The sequence below is a fragment of the Pseudomonas salicis genome (assembly GCF_057128705.1).
Genome location: NZ_JBSKHU010000009.1, coordinates 45,641 through 59,745, shown reverse-complemented (window position 1 = coordinate 59,745; position 14,105 = coordinate 45,641). Strand labels below are relative to the sequence as shown.

Below are 14,105 nucleotides of genomic sequence, written 5' to 3'. Positions count from 1 at the left end.
TGTTGTCCCCGGCTGAATAGTGTTGCCAATCTATACGTATTTATCCGGCAACAGCAAACAAGCACCATGGGCATCACAGGGCGCGCATGCCCACCCACTCGAATGACCGGAGCTCTTCATGACTGACAAGATCGTGCACACCGCCATCGTCACCGGTGGCTCCCGCGGCATCGGCCAAGCCATCGCCACCCGCCTGGCCGCTGACGGGTTTGCTGTGGTGGTCAACTTCACCCACAACGCCGCCAGGGCGCAGGAAACGGTCGCGACCATCGAAGCGGCAGGCGGAAAAGCCATCGCGGTGCAAGCCGACGTCGGTCAGCCGGACGAAGTCGCCGCCTTGTTCCGCGCCGCCAAAGACGCGTTCGGCAGGATCGATGTCGTGGTCAACAGCGCTGGCGTGATGCCGATGGCGACCATCAGCGAAGCCAGCCTGGCGGACTTTGACAAGGTGATTGCGACCAACTTGCGCGGCGCATTTCTGGTGCTGGCGCAGGCGGCGGCCCATGTCGAAGACGGCGGCCGCATCATTGCGTTGTCCACCAGCGTGATCGCCAAATCGTTCCCGGCCTACGGTCCGTACATTGCCTCCAAGGCCGGTGTCGAAGGGTTGGTCCACGTGCTGGCGAATGAGCTGCGCGGCCGTCGCATCACCGTCAACGCCGTGGCCCCTGGCCCTGTCGGCACCGATCTGTTCCTTGAGGGCAAAACCCCGGAGCAGATTCAGCACATCGCGCAGCTGGCCCCGCTGGAACGCCTTGGCACCCCGGACGACATCGCCAGTGCGGTGGCCTTTCTGGCAGGCCCCGACGGCGGCTGGATCAATTCGCAAGTGCTGCGCGCCAACGGCGGCTTCGCCTGAGACGACCCCATGAGGAATGCCCCCGTGACAGAAGCGATCAGCATTATCGAGGTTCACACCCGACACCTTGCCGCCTCGTCGTGCGCGTCGCAGCTCTCGTCGCTCGCGACCCTCATGCTCGACACGCCGGGGTGCATCACCTATCAGGCCCTGCACAGCCATGGGCGAAGCGGTCTCTGGATCATCACCGGCCTGTGGGAATCCACGCAGGCGATGGAACGCCACTTCCACCACCCGGCCCTCGGCGAACTGATCAACCTGCTGGGCGCGGAGTCGGTGAGCAAGGTCTCGGCCCGTGCGTTTCCATCCTCCGCAACAGCAAGATGTTGTGACCATGGACATCTCGGCACCTGAAAACCGACCTCCCGTCCTGCCAGGCGCTGCACCCTTGATCCACTCCCGGAATGCCATTCATAAGCTACGCTGACCTTCTCACATCACGATGTGCCGCTCCCGATGAATGAAAACATCGTCATCGCGGCGCACTCGTATGATGACTCGAGTCGCGTTACCATGCACCGCCTCGAAGGCTCTGGAATGGTACTTTCAGCGGTCTTCGTTCACTGATGGCACGGCCTTTTGGCCTTCTTTCAGCGCGTTTTGGAGCGAGTTAATGGACATTCCGGAAGTCACCACGTTTACCCACGACATTGCTGTGGCCCAGCGCCTGCTGGCCGCGATCGACGATGAACTGCTGGCCGTCACGACGGGTTGCATGACCGCGAACGACACCGGCCCTGCCCTCCGCCGGGTGGAACAGATCATCGATCAGCGTTTGGGGAATTTCAGGAAACACCCGCTTATGGGGCCTGTGATCTGCGAAATGAAACAGCAGTATCAACGACTCATTCTGGATCGGCAGCGCCCCGTGCAGAGCGCCGGATTGCGGCTGCTGCCGTCGGCTCAGAGCCGCCCGGTCATGAAAGGCGTCTGACCACTGAGGGAAGACTAGCGTTCAGCGTCTACAGGTCGGTGGCGCAGCGCTTGAGCAAATCGCGGATAGGCTCACGCACATTGCGTTTGGCCAGCCGCTTGGCGCTGATCCAGCGACAGTCGTCTATTTCGTTGCAGGGACGGGGCTTCTTGGACAAGGTCCGTCGCGCTTCGAACAGGAAGTGCACGACGTTATCCTGCTTGTATTCGGACACATAGGTCAGGCGGTCGAAGCTGAGGCCGGTTTCTTCCGACATCTCGCGCTTGGCGGCTTGCAGAGGGGTTTCGCCCCGCTCGACGCGCCCGCCGGGAAGATTCCATTTCGACCGGCGTTTCCGAACGAAGAGAATGTCTCCATCACGTCGATAAATGACCGTGGCGCGGCGTTTCAATCCCTTGTATTTGATGGCGCTGGCGTCCGTGGCACTCATAAGTCATCCCGATAGCGGTTGCAAAACGTCGAATTGACAATCAACAGGCTTAACGACGCTCGCACTACTTTGCCCGGAGAACGTGTCGGAGTGATGACAGTGAAGCGGTCGTCGAAGCCAATGTGAGCAGGGCCATCGGCCATCACCCACCACTCCGACCGCCCCGTTGAAAACGCGTTCCAAAAAAAAATGCGGCCAGACGGCGCTGGCCCGCCACTTCTCAGTCGTGCAACCCGCGAGCAGCGGGCAGCAGCCTCCGAAACTTCCTGTACCGCGCCTGCAAAACGGGTTGTGCCGATGGCATGGGCTGATACCGCGCCTTGATCGGCAGACCTTGCCGTGGCAGATCGGCCCCCTGCCCGATCGCCATGAACCCGAGTTTCGCGGCCCCGATGCACGCGCTCAATTCGCTGCCCTGCAAGGTGAAGACTTCCCGCTCCAGAATATTGGCCAGCAACTGCGCCCAGTATTCGCTGCGCGCGCCACCGCCCACCAGCGCGCAGGCGTTGACCGATGCGCCTGCCGACAGCGCGGCATTCATTGCATCCAGCAACCCGAAACCGACGCCTTCCAGCACGGCATAACCGAGCATCGCGGGCGTGCTGTCATGCCCCAGGTTCATGAAGCCGCCCCGCAGCAACGGGTCGTTATGAGGGGTGCGCTCGCCCGCGAGATACGGCAAGAACAGCGGGGCGTTTTCGGCGACAGGCTGACTGACCGGCAGCGTGGTGTTGATCAAGTCCAGCAGCGTTTGTTCGTCCGGCTGACCGAGCAAGCGTGTCACCCAGCGCAGACAACTGGCGCCCGCGAGCATCGCGCCCATGGTGTACCAGCGGTTCGGCAGCGCATGGCAGAAACTGTGCACGGCGCTTGGTGGATGACCCGCCGCGTGATCGGTGATCGCGACGATGGCGGCGCTGGTGCCGAGGGTGACGAACGCATCCCCGGCATTGACGGCGCCGATGCCCACCGCCGAGACCGGGTTGTCCCCGCCCCCGGCCGCTACGGGCAGGTTCACGGGGAGTTTGAGCTGCCGGGCCGCTTCAGTCGTCAGGTGGCCCGACAATTGATCGGCTTCCAGCAGGCGCGGCATCTGCGCCAGGGTCAAGCCAGTGGCGTGGAGCATCGGCGCGAACCATTCGCGCCTGGCCACGTCGAGCCAGAGAGTGCCCGCCGCGTCCGACATGTCGCTGACCCGCTCGCCGGTCAGCAGCAATCGCAGGTAATCCTTGGGTGACAAGACGCAGTGGATGCGGGCGAACAACGCGGGCTCGTGCTGCTTGAGCCACAGCAGCTTCGGCGCCGTCAGCCCGGCCATCGCCAGGCTGCCAGTCGCGTCGGCGTAATCGGGAAAGTCGCGGTTCAGTTGCTCGGCTTGCGCCATCGCTCGGGAATCGTCCCAGAGGATGGCGGGATAAAGCACCTCGTTTGCCTGATCGAGTAAGACCGCGCCGTGCATCTGCCCCGACAGTCCAATGCATTCGACGCGCTTCCACGCCTCGGGTTGTTCGGCGCGCAGTTGATCCAGCGCGGTCACGCAGGCCTGCCACCAATCGGCAGGATTCTGCTCCGACCAGCCGGATTGGCGGCGCGACACGCTGATGCGCGCCCCCGCCTGTCCCAGCACCTCAGCCTCGGCGCTCATCAGCACGGCCTTGACTTCCGAGGTGCCCAGATCGATGCCCAGAGAAACAGCATGACTCATCGTTGTTCAGTTCCTGTCAGCGAAAGACGCTCAAGGGCATCCACATGAGTTTCGGATGCGTAACGTCGCGGCCAATCGCTCCGAGCCTCGTCGGCCCTCTGGGTTGTCGATGCGTTGCAGCAGCAGTTGCACAGCGCGCTCACCCAGGGCTTGCACCGGCTGCGCAATGACACTCAAACGTGGCAGGAAAAAATCCGCCCAGTCGAAATCATCAAAACCCACCAACGCCATCTGCTCGGGCACCGCAATCTTCGCATCCCGCAACGCGTGCATGGCGCCAATGGTCATCAGGTTGTTGGCGGCCATGATCGCGGTCGGCGGCGTGGCCAGAGCCAGCAATCCCGCAGCCGCCTTGCGCGCCGACTCGCTGTTGGATTCGCCGTTGACCAGCAGCGTGTCGTCGAACGTCAGACCGGCATCTTCCAGCGCCAGGCGATAACCGTCGATGCGCTCCTCGGTGGTGCTCAACCCGCGATGGCCGGCGATCATGGCAATGCGAGTGTGACCGTGGCCGATCAGGTGCGTGACCAGTTCGCGGGTCGAATCGCGATTCTCGACCCCGACCTGATCGAAGCCGTCTGCCGCAAGCCGATCTACCAGCACCGTAGGGATGGCATTGGCCTGGAGATAGGCCAGCGCCGCCTGTTCGGGATCGCTGGAGGGGGCCAGGAGGATGCCGTCCACCCGCCGATGGTGCAGCGCCCTGACCACGCGCAATTCCTGCGCGGGATCGTCGTGGGTGTCGACGAACAGCATCATGATGCCGTGGCGCGCACACTCGGTCTCAATGGCGTGAACGGTCTCGCTGAAGTAGTGGTTGGACAGCGCCGAAATCGCCACGCCGATGGTGTTGGTGCGCGAGCGGGCCAGCGAGCGCGCGAGGGTGTTGGGGATGTAGCCCAACTCCCGCACCGCCTGCTGCACCGCCTCCACCGTTTCCGGGCTGACCTTGCGCGTGCCGTTCAGCACGTGGGACACCGTCGATGTCGACACCCGAGCCCGTCGCGCCACGTCCTCCATTTTGACCACTGCGTTCACTCCCTCCGCTTTCCGTTTCAGCGCTTGCTCGACCAGCCAGTGTACGAACCGACGTTGTCACGGGTGATCAGCTTCGGCGTCAGTTGCGTGACGGCTTCGGCCGGTTTCTTGTCGTTGAGCAGGTCATTGCCGATGACCACGGCTTGCTGCGCCATGGCCCACGGGTCTTGGCTCGCGGAGGCCTGAATCGACGACTCGGATTTCAGTGCGTGCTCGATGTCCGGCGCGCCGTCCACCGAGGTGATGACGATGCCACTGCGTTTGAGCTGACGGGCCGCGAGATCACTGCCGATGGCTTGCGGGTCGTTGATTGCAAACAGGCCGTCGATTTTCGGAAAGCGCGTGAGGTAGCCCTGCATCGCGTTCAAGCCGCCGTCGCGGGAGCCTTTGGCGTCCTGATCATCGGACAGCACCTTGATGTCAGGCGCCGCAGCGAAGGCCGATTTACAGCCGGTCACGCGGTCGGTCACGGCGGTCACTTGCGGGCCGTTTTCAATGATCACGTTGCCCTTGCCCGAGAGCTTGTCGACGATGAACTGGCAGGCCAGCTTGCCGGCTTCGACGTTGTCGGTCTGCACCGTAGCGTCCACACCGGTGGCGCTGACGTCAACGGCCACGACTTTGATACCTGCCGCCTGGGCTTTCTTGATCGCCGACGCGATGGCTTTCGGGTCCACGGCGTTGATCAGGATCAGGTCCACGCCCGCCGCGATGAAGTTGTCGATCTGCGAGAACTGCTTGCTCAGGTCGTAATCGGCGGACACCGACGTGACCTTGGCGTTGGGATTGATTTCCAACGCCTTGGCCTTGGCGCCGTCGGCCAGGGTCACGAAATACGGATTGCCCAGCGAGCCGAGGCTGATGCCCACGGATTTCAGTTCGCGGGCCTCGACGACCTGGGACAACAGCGCCGCCAGACACAGGGACACGACAGCAGGGAATTTGCGTTTGAAGTTCATGATGCCTCTCTTGTGGTTATTGTCAGAGCCAAAGGATGAAACGCGTACAGCCAGAATGACGAATCAGGTCCGCGCGCCGGACTGGCGATAACGATCCAGCGCCACCGCGCCGATGATCACGATGCCTTTGATGATGTATTGCCAGATGTCCGAGACGCCGAGCAGCACCAGGCCGTTGGTCAACACTGCAATGATCAGCGCGCCGATCAACGTGCCGCCGATGGTGCCAACACCGCCGGTGAAACTGGTGCCGCCAAGGATCACTGCCGCAATCGCGTCCAGCTCGTAGGACTGCCCCAGTTGCAGGCCATTGGCAGCGAACAGGCGTGACGCACTCATCACCGCGCCCAGCCCTGCCAACGCACCGGAAACGGCGTAGACGAACAGCAAGACCTTCCACACCTTGATCCCGGACAACCGCGCCGCCTCGGGATTGCCGCCCACGGAATAGATCTGCACGCCCATGACCGTGCGCCGCAAAATGAACCAGGAGATCACGATGACGGCCACGGCGATGATCACCAGCCACGGCACGCCGAGCACCGAATCGTTGCCGATGAAGGCAAAGGGCAAATCGGGGTTGAACACGGTCTTGTCGTCGGCCAGCAATCGCGCCAGGCCGCGCATGGCGGTCAGTGCGCCGAGGGTGACGATGAAGGGAGGCAGGCGCATGAAGGCGATCAGTCCGCCGTTGACCAGCCCGAGCAACAGGCCGAACCCGACCCCGGCGAAAATCCCGAGCATGCCCCACTGCGGCGACATCGAGGCCTGTAACGCCACCACCGCCGACGCCGCGAGAATGGCGCCCACTGACAGGTCGATCCCCGCCGTCAGAATCACGAACGTCATGCCCGCCGCCAACACCACGTTCACCGACGCCTGCTGGGTGATGATCGAAAGGTTCTGCAGGGTCATGAAGCTGTCAGTCATCAGCGCAAAGCCGATCAGCAACAGGATCAACACCGGCAGCATACCGATGGTGCGCATCAGCTCACGCACCCGCTCGCGCTTGCTGATCGCGGCGACGGTGGGCGAGTTCTCCAGAGGCAGACTCATGGCCTGGGTTCCTTTTTATTGTTGTAGATAATGTTTAGAGCGGGCGCAGATCCCTTGTAGGAGTGAGCTTGCTCGCGAAGAGGCCGGTACATCCGAAACATCTCATGCGTCCGAGCCCACGTCATCGCGAGCAAGCTCACTCCTACAGGTCACGCGGGGGCTGTGATACCTGGTACCTGCTCGCCACCTGTCGCCAGATCAATGATCCGCTCCTGAGAAATCGCTTCCCCCGACGCGCCGCCGACCTCCGCCACCAACTCCCCTTCGCGCATGATCAGCACCCGATCACAGGTGCCGATGATTTCCGGCAGCTCGCTGGAAATCACCACGATCCCCACTCCGGCCTTGGCCAGTTCATTGATGATCCGGTAGATCTCCGATTTCGAGCCGATGTCCACGCCACGGGTCGGTTCGTCGAGAATCAACACGTGGGGTTTGACCTCCAGCAGCCGCGCCAGCAGCACTTTCTGCTGATTGCCACCGGACAGCGCGCCAACGTTGACCTTGCCCGACGCCACGCGAATCGACAGCGAACGAATCGCTTCCACCGCCCGCTGCGCCCCGCGTCCACGATCCAGCACGCCACCGGCATGGGCGTCGGCCACGCAGGCGCAGACGTTGATGTTGTCGCGCACGCTCATGTCGAGAAACAGGCCCTGAGCCTTACGATCCTCAGTCAGGTACACCACGCCCGCACGAATGGCATCGGTGGGATTGCGCAGCTCAGTGACTGGTTTTCCTGCGACTTCCAGCGTGCCCGAGGTGCGCGGGTCGGCTGCGAAAATCAGCCGCGCCAGCTCTGTGCGCCCTGCCCCGACCAGCCCGGCGATGCCCAGCACCTCGCCCGCATGCAGGTCGAAACTGCACGGCTTGACCCGCTTTCCGTCCGCCATGTCGCGCACGCGCATCACCACTTCGCCAGGGTCGTACGCCGCGTGTTCTTTCTTGTAAAACCCGGACAGATCGCGGCCCACCATCATCTTCACCAGCACGTCCGCCGACAGCCCGTCGCGCTGCAACATGCCCACGTACTCACCGTCCCGCAACACCGACACGCGATCCGACAATTCGTAGATTTCCGCCATGCGATGACTGATGTAAATGATCGCCAGACCTTGATCCCGCAGCTGCTTGATCAGCGCGAAAAGCCGGTCCGTTTCCCGGGACGACAGCGGGGTGGTGGGCTCGTCCATCACCAGAATCTTCGCGTTGGCGTGCAAGGCACGGGCGATCTCCACCAGTTGGCGCTCGGCAATCGACAACACGCTGACCTTGGTCGCAGGTTTGAAATCCGCACCCAAGCGGCTCAGCACCTCGACGCAACCGGCTTCCATCGCCTTGCGATCAATGCTCCAGCCGCGACGCAGTTCTCGCCCCAGGTAAATGTTCTCGGCGACGCTGAGATTCGGGCACAGGCTCAGTTCCTGATAGATCACCGCAATGCCTTGGGCTTTCGCAGTGAGCGGATCGAACGCCGCCAGCGTCTGACCGCCAATGCGAATCTCACCCCCGGCGTCAGCCTGATAGGCCCCCGAGAGGATTTTCATCAACGTTGACTTGCCCGCACCGTTCTCGCCCATCAGCGCATGGACTTCACCGGCATAGACTTTCAGGGCGACATTTTTCAACACGCGCAGGCCGTTGAAGGTCTTGGAAATGGCGTTCATTTCCAGCACGGGCAAGGGATGTTCAGCGAGGACGGCACTCATGTGAGAGTGCCTGAAACAGGGGAAAACAGCGCACAAAGCGCAGGGAAAACACGCGGCAGTCCAGCCAAAAAGCTGTTCATGGGTCTCTCCGAGGTTTCTTGTTCTTATCGGCGATCCACCTCGTTTTCGGGTGGCGCTCGGGAATAACGTTGAAACACTCTAGAACAGCTGAATCGTTTCACGCAAGCGCTTGCTTTTTGAGGGCGATGAAAGGCGGGCTGATTGTGGGTCTCGTCATATCAGCACCCCATACCTTGGCTCTGAATGGCCCTCCAGGTTCAAAACAACCCCATTTGCCCCCCAATCAATGTCGCGAAATCTTCCTGCACGAACGGCAGGATCGCATCCGCAATCGGTTGCAGCTGCCGGGTGATGTAGTGGTCGTAGTCGATCGGCGCGGTGCGCACTTCCAGCGGCTCCGGCCCTGCCAAGGTGATGACGTAGCTGATCCAGCCCCGGTTCTGGTATTGCAACGGGCGCCCCTGCTGACGGTTGTATTCATCGGCCAGGCGGGCGGCGCGGACGTGGGGCGGGACGTTACGTTCGTAGTCGTCCAGCGGGCGGCGCAGGCGTTTGCGGTAGATCAACTGGTCATCCAGGTCCCCGGCGAGGGTGCGACGCACGTAATCACGCACATAATCGTCGAACGGCCGGCTGTTGAAGATGCGCAGATAGAGTTCTTTCTGGAAGGTCTGGGCCAGCGGCGACCAATCGGTGCGCACCACTTCCAGGCCTTTGTAGACCATCTCGTCTTCGCCATTGGCGCGGGTAACCAACCCGGCGTAACGCTTTTTACTGCCCTCTTCCGCGCCACGAATGGTCGGCATCAGGAAGCGTTTGAAGTGGGTTTCGAATTGCAATTCAAGGGCGCTTTCCAGCCCGTATTCCGCCTGGAGATGCTCGCGCCACCAGTCGTTGACGCCCTTGACCAGCGCGTTGCCGATCTGCGCCGCTTCTTCCTGACCGTGGCGTCGTTTGAGCCAGACGAAGGTCGAGTCGGTGTCACCGTAGATCACCTCGTAGCCTTGGGCTTCGATGAGTTCGCGGGTCCGGCGCATGATCTGATGGCCGCGCATCGTGATGGACGACGCGAGCCGGGTGTCGAAGAAGCGGCAGCCGCTGGAACCGAGCACGCCGTAGAAGGCGTTCATGATGATTTTCAGGGCCTGGGACAGCGGCGCGTTACGCTCGCGTTTGGCCACCTCGCGGCCCTCGGCTACCCGCGCGACGATAGAGGGCAGGCAATGCCGCGTGCGGGAGAAACGCCCGCCGCGAAAGCCGTCCACCGACTCGCTGTCCTCGGGGTGTTTCAGGCCTTCGATCAGGCCCACCGGGTCGATGAGAAAACTGCGAATGATCGACGGGTAAAGGCTCTTGTAGTCCAGCACCAGCACCGACTCGTACAGGCCGGGGCGAGAATCCATGACGAATCCGCCGGGGCTGGCTTCCGGCATGCGTTCACCGAGGTTCGGCGCGACGAAACCCTGCCGGTGCATCAACGGCATGTACAGATGCTCGAACGCCGCGACCGAACCCCCACTGCGGTCGGCAGGCAAACCGGTGACGGTGGCGCGTTCGAGCAGGAAGGTCAGCAGCTCGGTCTTTTCGAAAATCCGCGTCACCAGCTCGCAATCCTTGAGGTTGTAGCGCGCCAGCGCGGGCTTGTCCTCGGCGAACATGCGGTTGATTTCGTCCATGCGCTGGTAAGGCGTGTCGATGGCCTTGCCCTCACCGAGCAGGGTCTGCGACACGTTTTCCAGGCTGAACGACGGGAAATTCCAGGTCGCCGAGCGCAGGCCCTCGATCCCGTCGATGATCAGGCGCCCCGCCGCCGAGGCGAAGAAATGGCTGTTGCGCGCGCCATGTTCACGCCAGCCCATGGCCTCGCCGTCGCGCCCCAGACGTAGCGGCACGTTGAGGCGCCGGGAGTGTTCGTGCAACACGCGCAAATCGAATTGCACGACGTTCCAGCCGATGATCGCGTCGGGGTCGTGCAAGGCCATCCAGTCATTGAGCCGTTCCAACAACTGCGCGCGACTGTCGCAATAATCGAGTTTGAAATCGACGATGGAATCATCGCCATTGGGCGGGCCAAGCATGTACACCTGCCGCTCGCCGCAGCCTTCCAGTCCGATGGAATACAGCTCCCCGCGCTCGGTGGTTTCGATGTCCAAAGACACTAGTTTCAGGCGCGGGCGATAGTGAGGATCGGGTTTGAGTTGCGCGTTCTGCCAGATACCGTCGCCATCAAGGGTGCCGCTGAACTGCACCGGCGCGGTGATGAAACGCTCCATCAGGTAGCGCTCGGGCGGTCGAATGTCGGCTTCGTAGACGTCGACACTGGCCTGACGCAGCGCTTTCTCCAACCCCATCAATTGGCGATGGTGCTGTGTGTAAAGGCCCAACACCGGACGGTGGCGAAAATCGCAGAGCTGCAATGGCTTGAGCTCGACGCCCTGTTCCTGCCGCAACACCGCCTCGGCCCTCGCCCGGTGCTGTTCCGGAATGAACGCTGTGGAGGTTTGAAGGGGCAAGCGCAAGTGACGCGGGCCGTCGTCGGTGGCCAACCAGACGTCCACCTCCGTCCCTGCGTCCGTGTCGCGCCAATGCCGGGTCAGGACGAAGCCCTGCTGTAAATCCACCGCTGCAACCTCGAAAACTCACGTGCCGAGGTGGGATTCTACGGGGATCGGTGTGGGAAAGCGCGTCGTACACGCCCCTTCACGGCTCATCCATTCATTCGAGGGGAACAATGCCGAACCATGGGTGATCAGACCCTACGAGACTCGCACATCATCTGAGGGATCCAGCATGCTCGTTCGACGCACCTCCCTGGCGACCGCCGTAGCCGCCTCGCTGCTTTGCTCCATGGCCTTCGCGGCCGACCTGCCGCCCGATCAACTGCTGAAAAAAGCCGAGGCTGAACAGAAGCCTTACCTGGCCACCGTCAAGCAATTGGTGGACATCGACACCGGCACCGGCCAGGCGCCGGGGCTGAAAACCGTCAGCGCGGTGTTGGTGGACCGGCTCAAAGCGTTGGGCGCCACGGTCGAGACAACCCCGGCCACCCCTTCCGCCGGGGACAACATCGTCGGCACGATCAAAGGCACCGGCAGCAAGACTTTTCTGCTGATGATTCACTACGACACCGTGTTCGGGCCGGGCACTGCGGCCAAGCGCCCGTTCCGCATCGACGGCGACCGGGCCTATGGGCCGGGCGTGGCGGATGCCAAGGGTGGCGTGGCGATGGTCCTGCACACGCTGAAACTGCTGCAAGATCAAAAATTCAAAGGTTTCGGCACGATTACCGTGCTGTTTAACCCCGATGAAGAAACCGGCTCGGCAGGCTCGAAAAAACTGATCGCCGACCTCGCGCGCAAGCACGACTACGTCTTCTCGTACGAGCCGCCGGACAAGGACGCCGTGACCGTCGCCACCAACGGCATCAACGGGGTGTTCGTCGACGTCAAGGGCAAGTCGTCCCACGCAGGATCGGCGCCTGAAGCGGGGCGTAACGCGGCGATGGAGTTGGCCCACCAGCTGGTTCAACTCAAGGACCTGGGCGACCCGGCCAAGGGCACGACCGTGAACTGGACGCTGATCAAGGGTGGCGAAAAGCGCAACATTATTCCTTCCAGCGCCTCGGCCGAGGGTGACATGCGTTATTCGGACCTGAGTGAATCGGACCGGGTGCAGGCCGACGGTGAGCGTATCGTGAAAAACAAGCTGATCGACGGGACCGAGGTCACCTTCCGCCTCGAAAAAGGCCGTCCACCCCTAGTGAAAAACCCTGCCAGCGAAGACCTCGCCAAAACCGCACAGACGCTGTACGGCAAGATCGGTCGCTCCATCGAACCCATCGCCATGCGCTTCGGCACCGATGCCGGTTACGCCTACGTCCCGGACAACCAGAAGCCTGCCGTGCTGGAAACCTTGGGCGTCGTCGGCGCCGGGCTGCATGCGGACGACGAGTATTCCGACCTGACCAGCATCGCCCCGAGGCTGTACCTGTCGGCGGCGATGATCATGACGTTGTCGGCGGAGAAATAAATCGTGCCGCAGGCCAGGTGATCGCCTCGATCCCTGTAGCGGTTTGGCTAGCCGGCGGTGACGGACATGGGATCGCCACCGCCAGCAAGCCGTGCGGCTACAGGACGTTCACATCGGCTTATTTGCCAATGCGCCCACCACCGCCACCACGATCCGCTCCACATCGACCTCATCAATGATCAACGGAGGCAGCAACCGAATGGTCTGGCCCCGCGTCACGTTGATCAACACGCCATATTCCTGCGCCACCATCAGGCACACATCCCGCACGGGTGCCTTCAACTCGATGCCCACCATCAACCCCATCCCGCGCACCTGCACCACGTTCGGGTGCCCGGCCAAGGCATCGCGCAGCAGGGTCAGCAGGCGTTCGCCCTGCCCGGCCGCGTTGTTCAGCAGGCCCTCGCGTTCGATGATGTCCAGCACCGAGCAGCCGACCCGGCACGCCAGCGGGTTGCCGCCGAAGGTGCTGCCGTGGCTGCCCGGGGTGAACAGCCGGGCGACGGCCGTGGTCGCGAGGCAGGCGCCAACGGGGATGCCATTGCCCAGCGCTTTCGCCAGTGTCACGACATCCGGAACGATGCCGTCGTGTTGGTAAGCGAACCAGCGCCCGGTCCGCCCGATGCCGGTCTGGATTTCGTCGAGGATCATCAGCCAGGCGTTCTGCGTGCAATGGGCGCGCACGGCTTTCAGATAACCCGGCGGCGGCACGGCCACGCCGCCCTCGCCTTGCACCGGCTCCAGCATCACTGCGACGATCCGTTCGCCGTAAATTGCGGCGGCCTGTTTGATCGCGCCCATGTCGCCGAACGGCACCTTGATGAATTCCCCGGACATCGGCTGATACCCCAGCCGCGCCGTACCGTTGTCACTGGCCGATAACGTCCCGAGCGTGCGGCCATGAAACGCGTTGTCCATCACCAACACCAGCGGTTGCTCGATGCCCTTGGCCCAGCCATACAGCCGCGCCAGCTTGAGCGCGGTTTCATTGGCTTCAGCGCCGGAGTTATTGAAGAACGCCTGATCCAGCCCGGCAAGCTGCGTCAGTCTGGCCGCCAGTTGCTGCTGCCAGTCGATGCGGTAATGGTTGGAGGTGTGCAGCAGCAAACCCGCCTGCTCGGTGATGGCCGCGACGATCTGCGGATGGCTGTGGCCGACGTTGGTCACGGCGACGCCCGCCACGGCATCGAGGTATTGGCGACCGGTGTCGTCCCAGAGTTGCGCGCCTTCGCCTCTGACGAAACTCAAGGGCATCGATTTGTAAGTGTTCATCAGGCAGGCGGCGGTCATGGGTTTCGCTCCAGCAGTGGTGTGTGACGCCAGTATCGTTAACCCGTTTTCCTGTATAAAGATCGACATTCTTGA

General features: G+C 62.5%; 12 protein-coding genes. 4 read left to right on the top strand and 8 right to left on the bottom strand.

Features of this window, described 5'->3' with window-relative positions:
- Positions 1-118: 118 nt before the first annotated feature.
- The 3 genes from ACWKWE_RS27105 (at position 119) to ACWKWE_RS27095 (ending at position 1,793) form a co-directional block, all read left to right on the top strand.
- On the top strand, positions 119-859 hold the full coding sequence (locus tag ACWKWE_RS27105; protein WP_483852227.1) for an SDR family oxidoreductase: 741 nt from the start codon (positions 119-121) through the stop codon (positions 857-859).
- 24 nt (positions 860-883) lie between these two features.
- Positions 884-1,213: an antibiotic biosynthesis monooxygenase gene (locus ACWKWE_RS27100; RefSeq protein WP_483852226.1), complete on the top strand. Its 330-nt coding sequence runs from the start codon at positions 884-886 to the stop codon at positions 1,211-1,213.
- Positions 1,214-1,472: 259 nt separating this feature from the next.
- Positions 1,473-1,793, top strand: a complete 321-nt coding sequence (locus tag ACWKWE_RS27095; protein WP_483852225.1) for a hypothetical protein — start codon at positions 1,473-1,475, stop codon at positions 1,791-1,793.
- 28 nt (positions 1,794-1,821) lie between these two features.
- Here ACWKWE_RS27095 and ACWKWE_RS27090 read toward each other — a convergent pair whose 3' ends face one another.
- From ACWKWE_RS27090 to ACWKWE_RS27060, 7 genes are all read right to left on the bottom strand, one after another.
- On the bottom strand, positions 1,822-2,223 hold the full coding sequence (locus ACWKWE_RS27090) for an NUDIX hydrolase (RefSeq protein WP_166595231.1): 402 nt from the start codon (positions 2,221-2,223) through the stop codon (positions 1,822-1,824).
- 220 nt (positions 2,224-2,443) lie between these two features.
- Positions 2,444-3,928, bottom strand: coding sequence for a xylulokinase (gene xylB / locus ACWKWE_RS27085; protein ID WP_483852224.1), 1,485 nt, complete (start codon positions 3,926-3,928; stop codon positions 2,444-2,446).
- Between the two features lie 30 nt (positions 3,929-3,958).
- Positions 3,959-4,957 carry a LacI family DNA-binding transcriptional regulator gene (locus ACWKWE_RS27080; RefSeq protein ID WP_166595229.1) on the bottom strand — a complete coding sequence of 333 codons (999 nt, stop codon included), beginning with the start codon at positions 4,955-4,957 and terminating at the stop codon, positions 3,959-3,961.
- A 26-nt stretch (positions 4,958-4,983) separates the two neighbouring features.
- On the bottom strand, positions 4,984-5,925 hold the full coding sequence (locus ACWKWE_RS27075) for an ABC transporter substrate-binding protein (protein ID WP_166595228.1): 942 nt from the start codon (positions 5,923-5,925) through the stop codon (positions 4,984-4,986).
- Between the two features lie 63 nt (positions 5,926-5,988).
- A complete protein-coding gene (locus ACWKWE_RS27070) occupies positions 5,989-6,981 on the bottom strand; it encodes an ABC transporter permease subunit (protein WP_166595227.1) in 993 nt (330 codons plus the stop codon).
- 149 nt (positions 6,982-7,130) lie between these two features.
- A complete protein-coding gene (locus tag ACWKWE_RS27065) occupies positions 7,131-8,690 on the bottom strand; it encodes a sugar ABC transporter ATP-binding protein (RefSeq protein WP_483852223.1) in 1,560 nt (519 codons plus the stop codon).
- Between the two features lie 278 nt (positions 8,691-8,968).
- Positions 8,969-11,332 (bottom strand): DNA polymerase II, encoded by a 2,364-nt coding sequence (locus ACWKWE_RS27060; RefSeq protein ID WP_483852222.1) that lies wholly within the window; start codon positions 11,330-11,332, stop codon positions 8,969-8,971.
- A 169-nt stretch (positions 11,333-11,501) separates the two neighbouring features.
- Between ACWKWE_RS27060 and ACWKWE_RS27055 the strand changes: the two genes are divergently transcribed.
- On the top strand, positions 11,502-12,740 hold the full coding sequence (locus ACWKWE_RS27055) for a M20/M25/M40 family metallo-hydrolase (protein WP_483852221.1): 1,239 nt from the start codon (positions 11,502-11,504) through the stop codon (positions 12,738-12,740).
- A gap of 108 nt (positions 12,741-12,848) precedes the next feature.
- On the opposite strand, the gene ACWKWE_RS27050 is transcribed toward ACWKWE_RS27055, so the two are convergent.
- Complete coding sequence (locus tag ACWKWE_RS27050; protein WP_483852220.1) at positions 12,849-14,030, bottom strand: acetylornithine/succinylornithine family transaminase; 1,182 nt, start codon at positions 14,028-14,030, stop codon at positions 12,849-12,851.
- Positions 14,031-14,105: the final 75 nt, after the last annotated feature.